The organism is Hoeflea prorocentri, from assembly GCF_027944115.1.
Lineage (GTDB): Bacteria > Pseudomonadota > Alphaproteobacteria > Rhizobiales > Rhizobiaceae > Hoeflea_A > Hoeflea_A prorocentri.
Map to the genome: position 1 here is coordinate 96,475 of NZ_JAPJZI010000001.1, position 18,986 is coordinate 115,460.

17 protein-coding genes and 1 tRNA gene are annotated in these 18,986 nt (G+C 55.9%); 6 read left to right on the plus strand and 12 right to left on the minus strand.

Going from position 1 to position 18,986, the window contains the following annotated elements; all coding sequences use genetic code 11:
* Nucleotides 1-101: 101 nt before the first annotated feature.
* Nucleotides 102-1,097, minus strand: a complete 996-nt coding sequence (locus tag OQ273_RS00460; RefSeq protein ID WP_267988508.1) for a hypothetical protein — start codon at nt 1,095-1,097, stop codon at nt 102-104.
* Between the two features lie 1,236 nt (nt 1,098-2,333).
* On the opposite strand from OQ273_RS00460, the gene OQ273_RS00465 reads away from it, so the two are divergent.
* From OQ273_RS00465 to OQ273_RS00475, 3 genes are all read left to right on the plus strand, one after another.
* On the plus strand, nt 2,334-3,935 hold the full coding sequence (locus OQ273_RS00465; RefSeq protein ID WP_267988509.1) for a bifunctional metallophosphatase/5'-nucleotidase: 1,602 nt from the start codon (nt 2,334-2,336) through the stop codon (nt 3,933-3,935).
* Nucleotides 3,936-4,047: 112 nt separating this feature from the next.
* Nucleotides 4,048-4,695 carry a glutathione S-transferase family protein gene (locus OQ273_RS00470; RefSeq protein WP_267988510.1) on the plus strand — a complete coding sequence of 216 codons (648 nt, stop codon included), beginning with the start codon at nt 4,048-4,050 and terminating at the stop codon, nt 4,693-4,695.
* A gap of 69 nt (nt 4,696-4,764) precedes the next feature.
* Nucleotides 4,765-4,968: a hypothetical protein gene (locus OQ273_RS00475; protein WP_267988511.1), complete on the plus strand. Its 204-nt coding sequence runs from the start codon at nt 4,765-4,767 to the stop codon at nt 4,966-4,968.
* Between the two features lies 1 nt (nt 4,969).
* Here the strand turns inward: OQ273_RS00475 and OQ273_RS00480 are convergent, their stop codons facing one another.
* From OQ273_RS00480 to cpdR, 5 genes are all read right to left on the minus strand, one after another.
* Nucleotides 4,970-6,472: a SpoVR family protein gene (locus tag OQ273_RS00480; RefSeq protein WP_425493312.1), complete on the minus strand. Its 1,503-nt coding sequence runs from the start codon at nt 6,470-6,472 to the stop codon at nt 4,970-4,972.
* Nucleotides 6,456-7,778 (minus strand): YeaH/YhbH family protein, encoded by a 1,323-nt coding sequence (locus OQ273_RS00485; protein WP_267988513.1) that lies wholly within the window; start codon nt 7,776-7,778, stop codon nt 6,456-6,458. Before OQ273_RS00485 ends, OQ273_RS00480 begins: the two co-directional genes overlap by 17 nt.
* 4 nt (nt 7,779-7,782) lie before the next feature.
* A complete protein-coding gene (locus OQ273_RS00490) occupies nt 7,783-9,717 on the minus strand; it encodes a PrkA family serine protein kinase (protein ID WP_267988514.1) in 1,935 nt (644 codons plus the stop codon).
* A 376-nt stretch (nt 9,718-10,093) separates the two neighbouring features.
* Nucleotides 10,094-10,168 (minus strand) — tRNA-Val (locus OQ273_RS00495).
* A 70-nt stretch (nt 10,169-10,238) separates the two neighbouring features.
* Entirely contained in the window at nt 10,239-10,598 is a 360-nt protein-coding gene (gene cpdR / locus OQ273_RS00500) for a cell cycle two-component system response regulator CpdR (RefSeq protein WP_267988515.1), read from the minus strand.
* A 348-nt stretch (nt 10,599-10,946) separates the two neighbouring features.
* Here cpdR and OQ273_RS00505 point away from each other — a divergent pair, with 348 nt between their 5' ends.
* Both OQ273_RS00505 and hisN read left to right on the plus strand, forming a co-directional pair.
* The gene (locus tag OQ273_RS00505; RefSeq protein ID WP_425493401.1) at nt 10,947-11,828 is read left to right on the plus strand and encodes an N-formylglutamate amidohydrolase; all 882 of its coding nucleotides are present in this window, start codon (nt 10,947-10,949) and stop codon (nt 11,826-11,828) included.
* Nucleotides 11,829-12,090: 262 nt separating this feature from the next.
* On the plus strand, nt 12,091-12,864 hold the full coding sequence (gene hisN, locus OQ273_RS00510; protein WP_267988517.1) for a histidinol-phosphatase: 774 nt from the start codon (nt 12,091-12,093) through the stop codon (nt 12,862-12,864).
* Nucleotides 12,865-12,869: 5 nt separating this feature from the next.
* On the opposite strand, the gene OQ273_RS00515 is transcribed toward hisN, so the two are convergent.
* Entirely contained in the window at nt 12,870-13,832 is a 963-nt protein-coding gene (locus OQ273_RS00515; protein WP_267988518.1) for an alpha/beta fold hydrolase, read from the minus strand.
* A gap of 469 nt (nt 13,833-14,301) precedes the next feature.
* Between OQ273_RS00515 and OQ273_RS00520 the strand changes: the two genes are divergently transcribed.
* Nucleotides 14,302-14,775 (plus strand): Hsp20 family protein, encoded by a 474-nt coding sequence (locus tag OQ273_RS00520; RefSeq protein WP_267988519.1) that lies wholly within the window; start codon nt 14,302-14,304, stop codon nt 14,773-14,775.
* Nucleotides 14,776-14,839: 64 nt separating this feature from the next.
* Here OQ273_RS00520 and OQ273_RS00525 read toward each other — a convergent pair whose 3' ends face one another.
* From OQ273_RS00525 to OQ273_RS00545, 5 genes are all read right to left on the minus strand, one after another.
* Nucleotides 14,840-15,412: a DoxX family protein gene (locus OQ273_RS00525; protein ID WP_267988520.1), complete on the minus strand. Its 573-nt coding sequence runs from the start codon at nt 15,410-15,412 to the stop codon at nt 14,840-14,842.
* Complete coding sequence (locus tag OQ273_RS00530; RefSeq protein ID WP_267988521.1) at nt 15,396-16,235, minus strand: HvfC/BufC N-terminal domain-containing protein; 840 nt, start codon at nt 16,233-16,235, stop codon at nt 15,396-15,398. Before OQ273_RS00530 ends, OQ273_RS00525 begins: the two co-directional genes overlap by 17 nt.
* Nucleotides 16,219-17,142 (minus strand): MNIO family bufferin maturase, encoded by a 924-nt coding sequence (bufB, locus tag OQ273_RS00535; protein ID WP_267988522.1) that lies wholly within the window; start codon nt 17,140-17,142, stop codon nt 16,219-16,221. Before bufB ends, OQ273_RS00530 begins: the two co-directional genes overlap by 17 nt.
* A gap of 78 nt (nt 17,143-17,220) precedes the next feature.
* On the minus strand, nt 17,221-17,523 hold the full coding sequence (locus OQ273_RS00540; RefSeq protein ID WP_267988523.1) for a BufA1 family periplasmic bufferin-type metallophore: 303 nt from the start codon (nt 17,521-17,523) through the stop codon (nt 17,221-17,223).
* 213 nt (nt 17,524-17,736) lie between these two features.
* Nucleotides 17,737-18,807 carry a threonine aldolase family protein gene (locus tag OQ273_RS00545; protein WP_267988524.1) on the minus strand — a complete coding sequence of 357 codons (1,071 nt, stop codon included), beginning with the start codon at nt 18,805-18,807 and terminating at the stop codon, nt 17,737-17,739.
* Nucleotides 18,808-18,986 lie beyond the last annotated feature (179 nt).

An 18,986-nucleotide genomic window follows, 5' to 3' on the forward strand; every position in this document is an offset into this window, starting at 1 on the left:
GTAATATTGCAGGCAACGAACCCTGTCGTTGTTCAACCGCAATGATGCAGTGCAAAAATATTGGGCAGTGGCGCATTTTTGATCAGTTTGCCATCATTCGTTCAAGGATCGAAGCGGTCTGACTGTGGCCTTGCAATATCGTGGAGGCGCGTCGCGCCTTTGACCCTCGGAACCTTGCCTCCCATCAGGAAGCGGAGTTCCCTGGCTGAGAACGGATTTTCCTTCGAACTGATCGCGGAGAGGTCTCCGGACAGCAGACGGTGCATGTTCGGCTTTAGGCGAAGCGGCGGCCTTTTCCGATTCAGGCCGGCGATGTCCGGTTTGTCGGACTTGAAATCGCTTCGCTTGTCATCGTGCGGCTCGGGGAACAGCTCCGGGTCGAAATTCAGAGTCGGGGCGCGGCTCCCGTCCTCATAGACAAATCCTTTTCCGGTGAACCAGTCGCGTGACGGAAACTGCGATTCATCGACGGTGAGTTCGATTTCCGCACCGTCGACTTCAACCTTCGGGTTGACTTCCCAGTGTTTCGGGCTGGTCATAGCAGCCGGGAAAAGCTCCAGCTTTCCGTCTTCGAGGAGAATGGTCTTATCGTTTGTGCGGAAAGCATATTCTCTGTTCAGGTTGTATCTCTTTGTGAAGCGCTCGAAGCTCATGGCGCCGTTTCGTCCTGGCTTTGAGTAAAGCTCGTATGTCTTTTTGATGCCGTCGTCTGCCGACCTGATCTTCCAGTTGCCTATCTGGTCGAACCCTGGCCCGTCGAAGGAGTGGGCCATCACAGCACGCGACAGCCGCACGATATCCTCCCATTCGCCGCCATTTTGTCTGATATACTTACCAATCCTGATGCCGATGGCGTTGTTCCACATATCGAGGCCGTTGTCGGCGCCACTATCGCTATCGCTTTCATGTCTGTTGAGCCGGCCGAGAGCGATACCCGATCCAAAAAGCCTGGTGAGCTCGGCCGACAGAAGTATGTGGCGATAGGCATCGGCAGCGCCCCCGTTTTGTCGGCCCGGTAGCTGCGAGGCTATCGTTTCACTGATGATTTTCTTTATGTAGCGATCAAAGAGTTTACTATTAATCTTTTTGAGACTCACGTATTATTTTCCTCTTGTTTGAAAGCTTTCCGCTTTTCAAATATAATTAAAGAAATAAAAACAACTATAGAATTAAAAATAATTCTTTCACTGTCAAAATCCCAATACATATCATATTTGTATATAAAAATCACAAATAATGATATTATTAGAAAAAATATATTAAATATTGTAAATATAAAGAAAGCAATATAATGAAGTTTATTAATTCGAAATATAAATAAGATTGAAAATGTAATATTAATAAGAAGATTTAGATCTAGAATTGCTTCCAGAATTTCGTATCTTTCCGGATACCTGACCCGATCAACACCTGATAAGAGTGATGGAACGTCGAAGTTGTACCAATATGAAACCCACGACAGAAAGAAGAGGGTTGCGCATAGGAGCCATATGGTTCGTCTGCTCGCGATTGCCTGTTTGGACTCCTGTGATTTCATCGATGCGTCCCGCAAATCAGTTGCGCATTTGTATTGATCATGGCGTTCAGTTTTCGCCCGTCATTTGTTGTTTTGATTGCCGTGTGTCGGTCGACCCTGAACATATTTCAGTTCAATTCGTGCGCCGCAATTTTGCGGTTCTCGACCGATAAAATGCATTCAGCGGGATAATTGAAATCAAACAAATTAAAGTCAGTATGAACCTGAGCTCATTTTCATGCCAATGCCGTACCGCACTTTCTACAAAAAACACACCGAACATGATCGCCGAAGTTAATATATTTAAAATAAAACAACTCCAGAATGCATATTTATAGTATTTTGAACGTGTTACAATTGAGATAAATACAAAAAAAGCGGTAGATATATATATAGAAAAAAATATATCTAAAAAACGAGGGGTATAATAATTTACATGCTCGGACCTGTATAGAGCGTACAAGATCTTGCTGTTCTCCCAGTATGCCAAAAAAGAGACAGCCAAAAAGCAGATTGCCGGCACCCACAAAGGTATTATGCGCGGATATGCTTCGTCTACAGCTCTCAAGGTTCCAGGTGTCCTGCTAAATCTCGCAATTGATGCCATCGTCTGTGCTCGCCAAACGGGCGCTTTTCTGACTTGCACGCAATCATGTTCTTTTTTTGTTCCAATGACAATCCTATTAAGCCGGTTTTTTCACGCCTACGGTTTTCAGCAGGCGATGATTACAAAACCATCACAACTTCAAACTGGCGTTCGGGGATGGGCTCGGTTAGCATTCCGGCTTAAAGATCAAAAATAAGGAGGCTCCCCCCGATGAAACTCTCCCGGCTTTTACTCGCCAGCTCGGTTTTTGCCCTTGCGGCCGGACCGGCGCTTGCCGACTACACGCTGAATATCATCCATATCAATGACCTGCACAGCCGCATTGAATCGATCAACAAATATGATTCCACCTGCAATGCTGAAGACGAAACGGAAGGTAAATGCTTCGGCGGCGTTGCGCGCGTTGCAACAAAGATCAACGAGTTGCGCGATGCGGTGAATGCCGAAGGCGGCAATGTCATCGTGCTCGACGCGGGCGACCAGTTCCAGGGTTCGCTCTTTTATACGACCTACAAGGGCGATGCCGCTGCCGAGTTCATGAACACGATCGGCTTCGACGCCATGGCCGTCGGCAACCATGAGTTCGACGACGGTCCGGAAATGCTGTCCAACTTCCTCGACAATGTCGAGGTGCCGGTGATATCCGGCAACACAGATGTTTCGGGGAACAATCTGCTTGCGGGCCGCGTGCCTGAGCATACGGTGCTTGATGTCGGCGGCGAGAAGATCGGCATCGTCTCGGTTCTGGCGACGGATACAGACGAAACATCGTCCCCGGGCCCGAGCATCAAGTTCGAGGACGAGATCGAACATCTGAAGAAGAAAGTCGCAGAGCTTGAGGCCGAAGGCGTCAACAAGATCATCGCGCTCACTCATGTGGGGCTGAACCGCGACAAGGAAATCGCCGCCGCCGTGCCCGGTCTTGACGCGATTGTCGGCGGGCATTCCCATACGCTGCTTTCCAACAGTGTCGAAGGCGCGCCGTCCTATCCGACCATGGTCAAGGGACCGGACGGCAAGGATGTGCCGATCGTTCAGGCCTATGCCTATTCCAAATATGTCGGCGATCTGAAGCTGACCTTCGACGATGACGGCAATCTCACCGAGGCAAGCGGGGATACCATACTGCTCGATTCGTCGGTCGAACCGGATGCGGCGATCCTTGCCCGGGTCAAGGATCTTGGCGGTCCAATCGAGAGCCTGAAGGCCAAGGTCGTGGCGCAGGCCGACGATGTGATTGTCGGCGACCGTGCGGTCTGCCGCGCCGAGGAATGCTCGATGGGCAATCTGGTCACCGACGCCATGCTCGACCGGGTCAAGAACCAGGGCATCCAGATCGCCTTTCAGAATGGTGGCGGGCTTCGAGCCTCGATCGACAAGGGCGAGATCACCATGGGCGAGGTGCTCACGGTTCTACCGTTCCAGAACACGCTCTCGACCTTCCAGATCAAGGGGCAGGGCATGCTCGACGCGCTGGAAAACGGCGTCAGCCAGGTTGAAGACGGCGCAGGCCGCTTCCCGCAGGTCGCAGGCATGAAATTTACCTGGGATCCGGCGGCCGAGCCCGGCAAACGCATCGTCAATGTGATGGTTGCGGGTGACAGCGGCTATGAGCCGATCGATCCGAGCAAGGTCTATGGCGTCGTGACCAACAACTATGTCCGCAATGGCGGCGACGGTTACAAGATGTTCAAGACCGATGCGATGAACGCCTATGATTATGGGCCCGGCCTTGAGGTCGTGGTGGCCGACTATCTGGCCGCCGGTGGAGCCTACAAGCCCGAGGTCACGGACCGCATCACCAAAAAATAGAAACGGTCCGCTTCTAATCGAAAGGTCCCGTTGGAGAAAACCCGACGGGGCCTTTTGTATGCGCCGGGTCTTGCGGCTATCCTCACGCCGAGAAAGACAGATCGAGGTTTCGATGACTGATCCTGTGCGCCTGCATGGATACCGATATAGCGTCTACAACCGGATCGCCCGGCTGGCGCTTCATTGCAAAGGAGTCCGCTACGAGACGGCCGAGGTCAATCCGTTCGCGGAATTGTCCGCAGACTATCTGAGGCTGCACCCGTTCGGCCTTGTTCCCGTTTTATCGCACGGCACGTTCAGCCTGTTCGAAACAGGTGCGATCACGCGCTATGTCGACCGGGCCTTTGACGGCCCGTCACTGCACCCTGAAACGCCGGTCGGTCTGGCCAGGATGGATCAACTGATCGCTGTCATCGATCATTATGGTTACTGGCCCATGGTCAGACAGGTCTTTGCGCAGAGTGTCTTTCAGCCGCTTGATGGGCAGGCTCCGGATACCGATGAGATTGCCTCGGGTCTTGAGAAGTCGTCAAAAGTCCTGGCATTCCTCGACGGTGTCGCGGACGAAGGGCAGATTCTCAATGGCAGCGCCATCACTCTTGCAGATTGTCATCTCGCACCGATGATGGACTATTTTGTCCGGGCCGAGGAAGGCAAGACAGCCCTTCGCGCCTACCATGCTCTCAGCCGGTGGTGGGATCAGGTTTCGGAGCTTGAGATGCTGAAGGTAACGGACCCGCTGCCGACAAGGGACAATTGACGCGGGTCAAACAATGTCCGATGGATGTGTGCTATCAACCGGTCAACCGTACAACAAAGGTACCGCCCTATGGCTTTTGAAGACCTGATCACGCGCATCAACATGCTTTTTGTCGAGATGGAAAACCAGCCGGAGGATGCGACCGAGCTGCTGGGACAAATCCGCCTGGAGCTAAACAGGCTGCGCGCGACAGGCCAGCCGCTACCGGAGGACCTCGTCAAGCTTGAAGAGCGGCTTGAGGCGGAATTCGGCGCTGGAAAAACGGACGGCTGAATCAGGAAACGATTTCCTCGAGCTTCACTTCAAATCCCCAAAGGCGCTCAAGATGTTCGAGCGTCGCGATCTTCTGATCTTCCTCTAATGGAACACCGTTGCGCTTTGTGTGTTGAAGCATGAGCTGGCGGTCACCCAGAAGGTCGACGTCGACGACCTGGATGTAAGGCTCCAGTGTTGATAGGTCGTGGTTCTGGGCAAAGGCGTCGCGTACCTTGCGGAAGCCGCGTTCGTCGTGAATGCCGGTCACCGTGTAAAACGGATCTTCCGCCTTGTCGGCAATTGCGAACATGCGGAACTGGCGGATAACGGACGGGCTCAAGAACTGCTGGATAAAGGATTCGTCACGATAGTTGGCCCAGGCCTCCTTCAGAACGTTTTTCCAGTCCTTTGCTCCGGCAATCTCGGGGAACCATTCATGATCTTCCGGCGTCGGCTCCTCGCAGATGCGCCGGATGTCGCGCATCATGGCAAAGCCCAGAGCATAGGGGTTGATGCCGCTGAAGCGCGGATCGTCGAAGTCCGGCTGGAACAGCACATTGGTATGGCTGTGGAGGATTTCCAGAAGGGCGCCGTCCGTCAGCAGGCCTTTTTCATGCATGGCGTTGACGATGTGGAAATGCACGAAGGTGGCGCAGCCCTCATTCATCAGCTTGGTCTGTTTCTGCGGGTAGAAATATTGCGCAATGTTGCGGACGATGCGCAGCACCTCGCGCTGCCATGGTCTGAGAACCGGGCTGTAGTGCTCGAGGAAGTAGAGAAGGTTTTCTTCCGGCAGGTGAAGCTCCCGCTTGCGCTCCCGCATCCCTGCGTCGGCTCTGGCCGTATCGGCAGGGTCCGTCGCGGAATTCCACAGATAGTTGACGGTGCGCTCCTCGTGTTCGCGCCTTTCCCTGCGGCGCTCCTCTTCCTCGCGCAGTGACGGTTGGCGCGGTCTGCGGTATCGGAAAACGCCGTGCGGCATCAACGCGTGGGCGGCATCCAGAATGCGCTCCACCTCGCTCACGCCGTGCCGTTCCTCGCACTGGCTGATATAGCTACGAGCATATTCCAGGTAGTCGAGAATGCCGGCTGCATCCGTCCACTGGCGAAACAGGTGGTTGTTCTTGAAGAAATGATTGTGTCCGAAGGCGGCGTGCGCCATGACCAGCGTCTGCATGGCCATGGTGTTTTCTTCCATGCAATAGCTGATGCAGGGATCGGAATTGATGACGATCTCATAGGCAAGGCCCATCGCGCCCTTTCGGTAATGCACCTCGTTGCTGACAAAATGCTTGCCGAAGGACCAGTGGCGATACATCAGCGGCATGCCGATGGACGAATAGGCGTCGAGCATCTGTTCGGACGAAATGATCTCGATCTGGTTGGTGTATGTATCGAGCTTCAGATCGCTGTGCGCGACCTTTTCAATCGCATCATAGGTCTGACGCAGCGTGTCGAACGTCCAGTCCGCACCGTCGAACAGGGGCTTTTTCTTGCGGGCCGTTCTAGCTGCCATGGGCATCCACCGGTTTTTTGGCAAAGAGCTCCCGGAAGACCGGATAGATATCGGCTGGCCGGGAAATGCGTTTCATGGCGAAATTCGGCCACCGGCTTGCGACGCGGCGGTATTCGCGCCACAGCTCGATGCCGTTTTCCTCGCTGTTGAGGAACTCGGCTTCGGCTTCTTCGACAATTTCGACATAGGCGAAATACTGGCAGTTGCGCATCAGGTTCTCGTTGAGGATTTCGACGCATTTTTTTGAGTCGCCTGAATAGTTCTCGCCGTCCGATGCCTGGGCGATATAGATGTTCCATTCGGATGGCGGATAGCGCTCCTCTATAACGCGCTGCGCCTCAACCAGGGCCGTGCTGACAACCGTGCCGCCGGTTTCGCGGGCGTAGAAAAAGGTTTCCTCATCCACTTCCTGGGCATTGTGCGTGTGGCGTACGAAAACGAGGTCGATCGATTTGTAGCGTCGGCTTAAAAACAGGTGGAGCAGAACGAAGAACCGCTTGGCGAGGTCCTTTTCGCGCTCGCCCATGGATGCCGAAACATCCATCAGGCAGATCATGACGGCCCGTTCGCGCGGTTCCGGACGCTGTTCGAAATAGTTGTAACGCACATCCAGCGGGTCGATGTAGGAAATGACCTTCTGGCGCTTCAACAGATCCTCAAGGAGGTCGTGCAGCGTCGACAATTCGTTACGCTGTTTTTTTGTCGGGCGCGAGACTTTCTCCAACCGGAATATCTCTTCGCGCAATGCCCTGATTTCCGCATCTTTCGGGCGTTTGAGTGCCAGGCGGCGTCCGAGCGCATTGCGCATGGTGCGCTCGACATTGATATTTGAGGGCGAGCCGGTGACGGAAAAGCCGGCGCGGTAAGGTTTGGTCACCTCGATCTGCTTGAGGCCGCGCTTGACCAGATTTGGCAGTTCCATGTCCTCAAAGAAGATATCGAGGAACTCGTCACGGGACAGGACAAACAGGAATTCGTCCTCGCCTTCACCGCCGTCGGAGCCTTGTTTACCGCTTTCTCCGGCACCGCCCGCGGGCGGCTTCTTGATCCTGTCGCCAGCGCGGAAGGATTTGTTACCGCTGGAGACATAGTCCCTGGTTCCGGCCTTGCGCGAGTGGCGGAAATTCGGCTCGGCAATGCTGTCTGCCGGCACGATCACCTGCTCGCCACGATCGGCATCGGCAATCTCGCGGGTGCGGACCGCCTCGTCGACGGCCTTCTTGACGTGGTTGCGCACACGCTTGAGGAACCGTCGCCTGTTGCCGAGGCTCTTGTCCTTCGGATTCAGGCGCCGGTCGACAAAATGTCCCATGTGGCTACCCCGCCTTGTTGACGCGCATATACCACTCGACCAGACGGCGCACCTGTCGCCTTGTGTAGTCGCGCTCGATCATGCGCTCGACAAACTCATGGTGTTTGGCGTCGGCTTCCTTGTCGCGCTTGGCGCCGAAGCTGATCACCGGCAGGAGATCCTCGACCTGTCCGAACATGCGTTTTTCGATCACACCGCGCAGCTTCTTGTATTTGCGCCAGTCCGGGTTCTTGCCCTGATTCTCAGCCCGCGCACGCAGCACGAATTTGACCACTTCGTTGCGGAAGTCCTTCGGATTGGTGATGCCGGCGGGCTTTTCGATCTTGGCCAGTTCCTGGTCGAGGATTTCGCGGTCGAACATCTGTCCGGTGTCCGGGTCCTTGTAGTCGTGTTCCTCGATCCAGGCGTCGGCGTAGGCGATGTAGCGGTCAAAGAGGTTCTGGCCGTAGTCGGAATAGGATTCCAGATAGGCTTTCTGGATCTCGTGGCCGATGAATTCCGCATAGCGCGGCATCAGATCGGCCTTGAGGAATTCCAGATAGCGGCCTTCGACCTCGTCGCTGAACTGCTCGCGCTTGATCGCCTGTTCGAGCACATACATCAGGTGCACAGGATCGGCGGCGATTTCCTCGGTGTCGTGGTTGAAGGTCTCGGAAAGCACCTTGAAGGCAAAGCGGGTCGATGTCCCGGTCATGCCCTCGTCGACGCCTGCGACATCGCGGTACTCCTGCAAAGATTTCGCATTGGGGTCCGTATCCTTCAGCGTTTCGCCGTCATAGATGCGCAGCTTGGAATGCAGCGTCGAGTTCTCGTGATCATGCAGGCGGGTCAGCACGCTGAAGCGCGCCATGATGTCGAGCGTCTCCGGTGCGCATTTGGCGTCGCGCAAGGCGCTTCCGCCGAGCAGCTTCTTATAGATCAGCGCTTCCTCGGTGGCGCTCAGGCAATAGGGCACCTTGACCACGGAGATGCGGTCGAGGAAGGCTTCATTGTTCTTGTTATTGCGGAACTGCTGCCATTCCGCCTCGTTGGAGTGGGCGACGATGATGCCGTGATAAGGGAATGCGCCGATGTTTTCGGTGCCGACATAGGATCCTTCCTGCGTCGCGGTGAGCAGCGGATGCAGCACCTTGATCGGCGCCTTGAACATCTCGACGAACTCCAGCATGCCCTGTGTGGTCCGGTTCAGGCCACCGGAATAGCTGTAGGCGTCCGGATCGTTCTGGCTGAGATGCTCCAGCTTGCGTATATCGAGTTTGCCGACGAGAGAAGAAACATCCTGGTTGTTCTCGTCGCCCGGCTCCGTCTTCGCAACGCCGATCTGGCGCAGCTTGGAAGGATACAGCTTGACGATGGAGAATTTTGAGATGTCGCCGTCATATTCGTCGAGGCGCTTGACCGCCCAGGGCGATATCAGACCGGTCAGCAGGCGTCTTGGAATATTGTATTTATCCTCCAGCAGATCGCTCATCCGGTCGGGGCTGAAAAGACCCATGGGGGATTCAAAAACCGGGCTGATCTCGTCGCCTGCCTTCAAGACATAGATGGGCTCGTGCTCCATCAGTTTCTTGAGGATTTCCGCGACGGTCGATTTGCCGCCGCCGACGGGTCCGAGCAGGTAAAGGATCTGCTTGCGTTCTTCCAGACCCTGCGATGCGTGGCGGAAGAAGCCGACGATGCGTTCGATCGTTTCTTCCATGCCGTAGAGTTCGGCAAAGGCGGGGTATCGCTTTATGGTCCGGTTTAGGAAAAGGCGGCTCAGTCGTTGATCCTGACTGGTGTCGATCAACTCGGGTTCGCCGATTGCTGTGATCATTCTTTCGGCTGCGGTTGCCCGCATGGCCGGGTCGTCGCGGCAGGCCAGCAAATAGTCCTGCAAGGTCATCTCTTCCACCTTGGTTCGGTCGTAAACCTCGGAATGCAGAGAAAACACGTCCATGATCCTCGTCCTTTCCTAGTGCCTTGGTCGTCTCCCCAAATTGTCGCCCTGGTATCAAAGTAATATGTGGTGCCGGTCTTCGTATTTGGCGAATCAACTCAAGTTGAAAACAGATTGCACTGCAGCGCACGCGGCGCCGGGGCATCTTCGCCTGACCAGGGAACCGTTGAATCCAACTTGCCCACCCACATGCCGACGGTTCGTCAAGGGCAACATGATTCGATGTGGAGTATAACACAGCTAAGTCAATTGCTGCTGCGTGTATTGCGGTCACTTATGTCTCACGACAGAGTAACAGACCCGGACTGCGGCAATAAGGCGCTGCATATGGACCACAAAACGCGGTCGCACATTTATGAATATCGATGGAAACTGATGGTGGGCGGTACTGGGATTGAACCAGTGACCCCTACGATGTCAACGTAGTGCTCTCCCGCTGAGCTAACCGCCCATCCGACCGGCCGCATACACCATAAAAGGGGCGCGGTGGTCAAGCCTCATTCGGTCGATTGAGCGGATAATTATGCGGCCTGGAGGATCTTTTCAACCTCGTTGACGAGGTCGCGCAAATGGAACGGCTTGGAAAGGACCGTGGCGTTCTTCGGGGCATTTGATTCCGGGTTCAGCGCAACGGCGGCAAAGCCGGTGATGAACATGACTTTCAGGTCCGGATCGAGCTCGGTTGCGCGGCGCGCCAGTTCGATGCCGTCCATTTCCGGCATGACGATATCGGTAAGCAGCAGTGAAAACGGCTCCTCGCGCAGGCGTTCATAGGCGCTTGCGCCATTGTCATAGGACTGGACGGCATATCCCGCCTTTTCCAGTGCCTTGACGAGAAAACGACGCATGTCGTTGTCGTCTTCAGCAAGTAGTATTTTCATACCGCTCCTCATGCCCTTCCATCCTGTGCCTGTACCCTTTGCGCTCGCCGGGTTGAACAGAACAGGCCGTATCTGCCCCGTTTTTGGGGATTCATCGGGACTGCGCTTACCACGCAGGGTTGGCCCATTCAAACCTGACGAGGTAAATATCGGGTGAATTTGCGTCGCTGGCACGCCACATTTTATATGGTTTTGACATGTTTTTTTATGACAACCGCTCACGATAGCGCCAACCGCCGTACGATCTATGGACTTGGCCGCTTTCAACTGGCAACATATCAAATAGGGCGTGATTTGGAGGAATATGGGCGTGACCGGCATAGGGCGTAACTCGGAGGCAATCCATTGATCGAGGACGCTTTTTCCGATCACCCTCCGTTTGAGATACGCCAGCCAGCCACTCAAACCGTTCCGTTTGTCTTCAATTCTCCGCATAGCGGCCGTGTCTATCCGGATGCCTTCCTGTCAAATTCCCGCCTCGACCGGCATTCTATCCGGCGTTCGGAAGACTATTATGTCGACCAGCTTTTCGACGCGTCTCCGCAGATTGGCGCACCGCTGCTTGCGGCGCATTTTCCGCGCGCCTTTATCGACGTGAACCGTGAGCCCTACGAGCTTGATCCGCGCATGTTCGAGGGCCGTATCCCGCCCTTTGTCAATTCGAATTCCATGCGGGTGGCCGGCGGCCTGGGCACGATCCCGAAGCTGGTGGCGGAAAACATGGAAATCTACAGGAAACGGTTTGCGATCGAGGATGCGCTTGAGCGCATCGACCGGCTCTACCGTCCCTATCACGACCGGCTGCGCCGCCTTATGGTCAAAACCCATGCGCGTTTCGGCTATGGTGTGCTGGTGGACTGCCATTCCATGCCGGCGAGTGCCCAATCCGGCAATAAAAACCGGCCGGACTTCGTGATCGGTGACCGTTACGGTACAAGCGCGACGGAAGCCCTGTCACAACTGGCGGTCTCCATCCTTCAGGATCTTGGATATACGGTATCGCGCAACAAGCCCTATGCCGGAGGGTTCATCACCGAACACTACGGACGTCCGGCGCGAGGTCTGCATGCCATTCAGATTGAAATCAACCGTGGTCTCTACGTCAATGAGCAGACATTTGAGAAGACGGAAGGTTTTGAGGAGCTGCGCGCCGACCTGATCCGCTTCATGAGCCTTGTAACCGACTATTTCGCCAGCGACTTCAGTGATGTTGCGCTGGCCGCCGAATAGGCACCCGTCGTCGCGATTATCCAAAAAAAAGACCGCGCCATATGGAGCGGTCAAATCTAGGGAGGAAACGCCCAATAAGGGCATTTGCAGCAATTTGGCTGCATCGCGAATGTATTGCTGCGCTGCACAAAAGTCAAGGGATGAACAGATTTTTTTCGCAGGCGCAACATAAACCCATCTTCATCAAAAGCTAGAAAATCGTCGCCCTTTGCCATATCGCTGCGGGGCAACATCATGCCGAACCTTCGCCTGGGACACTTATATGCAGCCTGATCTGGACTTTTTTCATGAGCTGGCCGATGCCGCCGCAAAGGAAACCCTGCCGCGTTTCCGAACCAACGCCGCCGTGACCAACAAGCTTGAGAGCGGTTTTGATCCTGTTACGGAGGCAGACCGATCCGCAGAGGCGGCGATCCGTGCATTGATCAAGGAAAACTTTCCCGACCATGGCATCATGGGCGAAGAGTATGGCAGCGAGGGGCTGGATGCAGAATATGTTTGGGTCATCGACCCGGTAGACGGCACGCGCGCATTCATTTCGGGTCTACCGGTTTGGGGCACGCTGATCGGCCTTTATCGGAACGGGCGCTCCATCGCGGGCCTGATGGATCAGCCTTTTACCGGCGAGCGTTATCTCGCCGATCAAAACGGAGCAATCTACCGGGGTCCGGACGGGCAGCGCACGATCCACGCGCGTGACTGCGGCGACCTGTCGGCCGCGACCTTGTTTACGACGTCGCCGCATCTGTTCCTGCCGGAAGAGTTTCCGTTTTACCGCGCGGTTGAAGAGCGGGTGAACCTGTTTCGCTACGGCTGCGATTGCTACGCCTACACGCTGGTTGCCGCCGGACATGCGGATCTCGTCATTGAAAACGGCCTGCAGGCCTATGATGTAGGTGGATTGATTGCGATATTGGAAGCGGCCGGCGCAGTGATGACCGACTGGCAGGGCGGGCGTCCGGAGCAGGGCGGCAACATCATAGCTGCCGGCAGCCGAACAGTGCATGCCGAGGCCCTGGAACTGCTAAACGGTTAGACAGGTCAGGCTTCGCCGGGAAGAAAGGCCCTGATGCCGGCAAGGACCTGTTCGCGGTAGATATCGGTTTCCTGGAACAGCTCATGTTTGGCGTGGTCGATCGTGATCAGTTCGCTGGCGCGAAAATGCGATGCGATCTGTTCGATCTCCTGAATGGGGACAATCGAATCCGCACCGGCGCCGAAGATGAGTGTCGGGATCCGGACAGACGCAAGATGAGCCGGATCGTGGATCCGCTTCATTGTCTTGAAGGACTCAGCCAGCCAGCGGAAAGTCGGGCCGCCCAATATGAAATCAGGGCATACGTCATAGATGGCCCGGTTGCGATTGAACCGCGCCCGATCCGATGTCAGCGCGTTGTCCTCAAAGGTGAGATTTCGCTGCTTTGTCCCGGTTGTTGATTTTCGGCCCAATCCGATCAGGCTCGCGGCCCGCACAAGCAAGCGCAATACCGTTCCGTCATATTTACCCGGATGCATGCCGACAAATGGCGAGGTGAGCACCATGCGCTCGACCCGGTTGGCAAGGCGTGGGGCGGCCGACAGCGCAATCAGGCCGCCGGTTGAGTGCGCGACGATAAAAAAAGGAAGGCGGGTGTCTGGCAAGACGATGTTTTCAAGGAAATACTCAAGATCGCTCTCATAATCGGCGAAGCGCTGGACATGGCCGGCGTTCGATCCTTGCAGCAGGCGCTCGGAACCGCCCTGACCGCGCCAGTCGAAGGTGGCGACCCAAAGGCCGGCCTCGGTAAGGTCGCGGATGGTTTCATAATACTTTTCTATGGTTTCGTTGCGGCCCTGTAGCAGGACAACAGTGCCCTTGGCTCTCGTAACCTCGGATCGGAACAGGGCGTAACGCAGCCGCTTGCCGTCGCCTGTTTCGAAAAATCCCGATGTTGCGTTCTTCGGAGCCGGGTTGTCCGGCGTGTCGTGAATCGCACAGGTGCTGATCGGAGCTTTTTTATCCATGTTTCCTCAGGCTGTAGTGACTATTTAACCTATGCGCCAGCGTGGCCCGTTTTGTTTCTGGCCAGGCGCAAAATGCGCCGTAGTGCAGGCCACTTCAAGCATTTTGCAACGACGTCCAGAGACAAAATGGGCCTCGTGCCAAAAGGATTTGCCCATGATCGGCCCGTTTGTTGTCGAATATGCACCCGCATGTCCTTCCTCCTCACATACCGATCCTGAACACATCCGGACAAACCGGCACAAAGGTTAAATAGTCACTACAGCCTCAAGCGCGGCAAGGCGTTGCAATCAAGGATCAATAGGCGAAAACTGCATTGATTTTAGCCCTTCCGTCGTGTCTTGAAACAGTGAAATCGAGCTCCTACCTATAGTCTGCAGGTGCCAAAACGGGCCTGCTGGCTGAATGTCCGCCCGGTAGCGGGGACATCAAAAGCCAAATGCAAACTGTCGCTCCATGGAGGACAAGACCATGCGTCATGTCGATTTTTCACCCCTTTACCGTTCCACCGTCGGCTTCGACCGCCTGTTTACCATGCTGGACAGCCTTGCCCAGCCGGATCAGAGCCAGACCTATCCGCCCTATAATATCGAGAGAACCGGAGACAATTCCTACCGGATCACTATGGCCGTTGCCGGTTTTGGTGAAGACGACCTGTCGATTGAAGCCCGTGAGCATGTGCTGACGGTCAAGGGCGACAAGTCCGACAACAAGGATGGCGGTGAAGGCGAGTTTCTATACCGCGGAATTGCCAAGCGCACGTTCGAGCGCCGTTTCCAGCTCGCCGAATATGTTGAAGTCAAAGGCGCCAAGCTCGAAAACGGCCTGCTTCATGTGGATCTCGTCCGGGAAATTCCGGAAGCCATGAAACCGCGCCGCATTGAAATCACGGCCGACAATTCTGTTGGCGCTGCCAAGCAGATCGAAGCCGAAACGGTTGCCTGAGCCAAATCAGGCTGAAAAAGGAACGGCGCCCCAGGGCGCCGTTTTTGTTTGCCGATCCGCCGGCTCAGGCATAGGCCAGACGTCGCCCGCTCCACCAACGCGAAACGATTGTGTCGAGTGACACCAGGCCCGGCCCCTTCAGGGCAACATAGATAAGCGGGAAGATCCAGAAAAGCCGTTGGTCGATGATCTGACCGGGCTGGCCATCGAACAGCGTGCCAAGAGCGACGCCATGGGCGGTCACATCGACATAGGTCTGGACCACTATGAAGATAATCATCCCAACGGACCCCACCCGCGCAAAGAGGCCAAGAATGACGAGGATCGGCAGGATGAACTCGCCATAGGTGCCGGCAAAAACCATGAGGTGCGTGGTGAACGGCAGAGCTGCTGTGTCGTAGCCTGCCGCCTCGAAAGCCTTGCCCGCGATCTGTATATAGGCACCGTCCGAGATTTCGAAAAAGCCGCCAAAACCGTCCCCGACCTTAGTGAGAGCAGAATTCAGATAATAGGTGTAAAGGGTCGCCGCGATGATGAAGCGCGAAAGAAGCCCCAGAAACCAGCCATCCGTCAGCCGTTCCACGGTGTCGAACACGCCATCATGAATCCGGCGTAACAAGTCAATCAACGATGTCATCTGAAATGCTCTCTTCTGTTTTCTTGTCTGTCGCAAGGCCGCAAAATACGCCGGCCTCAAGCATGGCGGTTATGGCGGCGGCAAGGTCGAAGTCTTCAGCTTCGGCGGCTGCCGCTCCGGCTGCCCCGCCAAGCGTTTGTCCGCTGATCAGCGCTTGCAGAAATGCCGCGCCGCCCGGCGGCAAATGGCGAACTTCCACATCGAATTCCCGCCGGGTGATCAGCCCGTCCTCGGCGATGCCCGTCTTGATGCCGGACGGGTCTTCTCCGGCCCGATTGGCCGAGAAGATCGACACAGCCGCAAAGGGCGAACGAATGATATGTGCAGCCGGGTGGGGCGCAAAGCTTTGCAGCGCCAGATCCTCCGGCGCGACGGCTGCAAGCTCTTCAGCACCAAGGACCGGCCTGTCGGCGGCGTGAAAGGCGTCCAGCCATTTGCGCTCCAAGCGCGCGACATCCGGCAGGTAAACCAGTTCGCGAACCGGTTCAAACGTTTCCAAAAACGCCGGGAAACCGGCCCCGTAGCGAAAAAGCAGAGGTGATGAGGGTTGTTCCGTCTGAACATAGATTTTTGCCATGGAGCGGAAAAACCTGTCGCCGACAATCCTGTGCACAGCTGGATAGATATCGGCCAGCGCATTGATCAGGCCGACGGTCACATTGTTGCGGTAGACATTGAAGCGTTTGACCGCGTTCTTTCCTTGCGGTCCGATAATTCCTTCAGGTTTTGGCAGGTCGGGATCAAGAAGGGCTTCAGAAAACCGGACAAGCGGGACCGGGCGGTCCGCCTTTTCCGTAGGCGCGTCGTTATCCGGCTGCGGCATGGCGGCTTCCCAGCATGTAGCTCGAGGCTCGGCGTTCCAGAATCTCATCGGCGCGCATGGCTTCACGCTTCAGGACCGGCCACTCGGGAACATCGTTGTCCCACTCGATCAGGGTCGGGACCGGCCCCATCTGACCGATCACAATATCATAGAGTTTCCAGACTTCGTCATCGACAGGGCGGTCATGGGCATCTATCAGCAAAAGCTCGCCTTCATCATCGGTGTCGCCGGCATGGCCGGCAAGATGGATCTCTTCCACCTTTTCGAGCGGGAACTCCGACAGATAGGTGAGCGGACGGTATTTATGGTTGGTGGCCGACACGAACACATTGTTGATGTCCAAAAGCAGACCACAGCCGGTACGTTTCGCGATCTCGCAGATGAAATCCGTCTCGCTCATGGACGATTGTTCAAATTGTACATAGGTCGACGGGTTCTCCAGGAGGATTTTTCTGCCAAGAGCCTCCTGCACCTGATCGATGTGGTCACAAACGCGGTTCAGGGTTGTCCGGTCATAAGGGACGGGCAGCAGGTCATTGTAATAGCTGTTGTCGTGGGTGGACCAAGCAAGGTGTTCCGACACGAGGCCGGGCTCATAGCGATCTACGACGGCTTTGAGCCGCGCAATGTGATCAGCATCGAGGCCGTGTTCGCTGCCGATCGAAAGGCCGACACCATGGACGGAGAGCGGGAAGGACTGGCGGATTGCCGTCAGTGCCCTGTGCGGTGCGCCGCCTTCGCCCATATAGTTTTCCGCGTGAACCTCAAGAAACCCAATGCGGTAATCGTCCCGCAGAATCTGGTCGATGTGGTTTGATTTCAAACCGGCGCCGGCGCGGGCGGGAACAGTTTTGTGTGTGAAGCGGGCTCGGCTGTCGCCATCCTTCCAGGCAGGGCTTTGTGTCATTATTGTCTCCGCTTCACTGAGGCGCACCGGCCGCCCAAGACGCTTGGGCGGCCGGTGCGAGTTTACACGAACAAGGTCTTATGCCGGCAGGTCGCGGTCCAGCGGCTCAAGCGAACCCTTGCGGTCGCCTGGCAGGGCCATGGTCAGGCATGTGCCGTCATCCACCAGCGTCCAGGCATTGCCCTGGTAGTCAACCGTCGATGTGCCGGCGCAGGTCGTGCCAGGGCCGGCCGCGCAATCGTTCTTACCGGCCAAAGATACGCCGTAGCACTTTTCCTTGGCGGAGGCTTCTGTGGTTGTCGCCATGAGGCTTGCGCCCGACAGTGCCATGGCAACCGCTCCGGCAACTGCTGATGCGCTGACGATCGTTTTCTTGGACATGGAATTCTCCTTGAGAGTTTGCAGTTCATGTAACGAAACTTCTAAACACCGGCTCGGACCGGAATGGCTTAAGTGTCGGCAAAGTGCGGGTAAATTGGAAATCAACAGCGTGTTATCTCCTGAAACCGGCGCGTGACGGGTGCGTTACGCCTCCGGACCCGCCTCAAACATGTGCCAAATGATCCGTTTTTCGGCCTTTGACGGCGAAAACCTCTACAGGTTAGCCGGGCTATCCTGGTCCAGCAAGGCGGCGAATTCCCGGACATGATCACGCGTCGTCGCGAATCCGGTGACCAGACGCGTGATCAATTCGTTTTCGCCAATCAGTTGTTTTGCGAAATGGGGCGTCTTCCATTCATAGAAACCGGCCCCTGCCGCCTGGAGCCTGTCGAAGGTGCTGCGGTCCATAATGGCGAAGACTTCGTTGGCAGGGCTTTCCCACGCCAGGCGCGCATGTTGTGATTCTGCAATAGCCGTCTGCAGTTCCTTGGCCATTGTGTTCGCATGGGAGGCGAGCGTGACCCACAGGTCATCTTCGAAATAGGCTTCAAACTGGGCGGCCATGAAACGGCTTTTCGAGAAGATATGTGCCGAGCGCTTTCGCAGGAACGGCAGATCGCGCGCGAGGTCCGGATTAAAAACGACGATCGCTTCCGCGCACCAGCAGCCATTTTTGGTGCCGCCGAAAGACAAAATGTCGACGCCGCGTTTCCAGGTCATTTCGGCCGGGCTTTGCCCAAGTGCCGCCATCGCGTTGGCAAAGCGCGCACCATCCATGTGAAGCGGGAGACCGTGGAGGCGGCAGATTTCTGAAATCTCATCGACCTGAGCGGCTTCGTAGACCGTTCCGATTTCCGTGGATTGCGAGATACTGACGGCCATCGGCTGACCGGCATGGATGAACTGCGCCGGGAAGCGGCGGATCGCGGCATCAAGCTCTTCCGGATCGAGCCGGCCATGGTCGCCGTCAACCGGTTCGATCCGTGCCCCCGGTGTCAGCATTTGTGGCGCGCCGCCCTCATCTTCAATCAGGTGTGCTTCGCGATGAGCAAAGGCGACGCCTCCCGGCCTGTTGGCGGCGGCCATCGATATCGAATTTGCCGCCGTGCCGGTGCCGACAAAAAAAACCGCAACGTCACGCTCGAACAATTCGCCGAACCGCTGTTCCACTTTCCTGTCCTGTTCGCTCAAGCCATAGGCCTGGGCAAATCCGTCAGCGTGCCGGGTGAGGGCCTCGGCGATGCGTGGATGGGCTCCGGCCCAATTGTCTGAAGAAAATTGCATGGTGTTTTTCGGTTCCGTGATGTTGTCCTGATGCTGCAGTTTCTCGCATGGAATGATAGCGGCGCAAAGCGGTGCTGTTCCGCCTCTGGTTATAAAGCAAGCAAAGCCTCCCGGACTGCGAAACAATCTTTCGCGGTATCAGCGGTTTTGGCAATTTGCTGACCCCGTGAGCCATAAAA

Excerpts from the sequence above, each read along its gene's own strand:
- OQ273_RS00540 (WP_267988523.1), bottom strand. The coding sequence starts at position 17,523 with ATGTCCAAGAAAACGATCGTCAGCGCATCAGCAGTTGCCGGAGCGGTT.
- OQ273_RS00465 (WP_267988509.1), top strand. The coding sequence starts at position 2,334 with ATGAAACTCTCCCGGCTTTTACTCGCCAGCTCGGTTTTTGCCCTTGCG.
- cpdR (WP_267988515.1), bottom strand. The coding sequence starts at position 10,598 with ATGAAAATACTACTTGCTGAAGACGACAACGACATGCGTCGTTTTCTC.
- hisN (WP_267988517.1), top strand. The coding sequence starts at position 12,091 with ATGCAGCCTGATCTGGACTTTTTTCATGAGCTGGCCGATGCCGCCGCA.
- OQ273_RS00490 (WP_267988514.1), bottom strand. The coding sequence starts at position 9,717 with ATGGACGTGTTTTCTCTGCATTCCGAGGTTTACGACCGAACCAAGGTG.
- OQ273_RS00485 (WP_267988513.1), bottom strand. The coding sequence starts at position 7,778 with ATGGGACATTTTGTCGACCGGCGCCTGAATCCGAAGGACAAGAGCCTC.
- OQ273_RS00475 (WP_267988511.1), top strand. The coding sequence starts at position 4,765 with ATGGCTTTTGAAGACCTGATCACGCGCATCAACATGCTTTTTGTCGAG.
- OQ273_RS00545 (WP_267988524.1), bottom strand. The coding sequence starts at position 18,807 with ATGCAATTTTCTTCAGACAATTGGGCCGGAGCCCATCCACGCATCGCC.
- OQ273_RS00470 (WP_267988510.1), top strand. The coding sequence starts at position 4,048 with ATGACTGATCCTGTGCGCCTGCATGGATACCGATATAGCGTCTACAAC.
- bufB (WP_267988522.1), bottom strand. The coding sequence starts at position 17,142 with ATGACACAAAGCCCTGCCTGGAAGGATGGCGACAGCCGAGCCCGCTTC.
- OQ273_RS00515 (WP_267988518.1), bottom strand. The coding sequence starts at position 13,832 with ATGGATAAAAAAGCTCCGATCAGCACCTGTGCGATTCACGACACGCCG.
- OQ273_RS00525 (WP_267988520.1), bottom strand. The coding sequence starts at position 15,412 with ATGACATCGTTGATTGACTTGTTACGCCGGATTCATGATGGCGTGTTC.
- OQ273_RS00530 (WP_267988521.1), bottom strand. The coding sequence starts at position 16,235 with ATGCCGCAGCCGGATAACGACGCGCCTACGGAAAAGGCGGACCGCCCG.
- OQ273_RS00480 (WP_425493312.1), bottom strand. The coding sequence starts at position 6,472 with ATGCCCATGGCAGCTAGAACGGCCCGCAAGAAAAAGCCCCTGTTCGAC.
- OQ273_RS00520 (WP_267988519.1), top strand. The coding sequence starts at position 14,302 with ATGCGTCATGTCGATTTTTCACCCCTTTACCGTTCCACCGTCGGCTTC.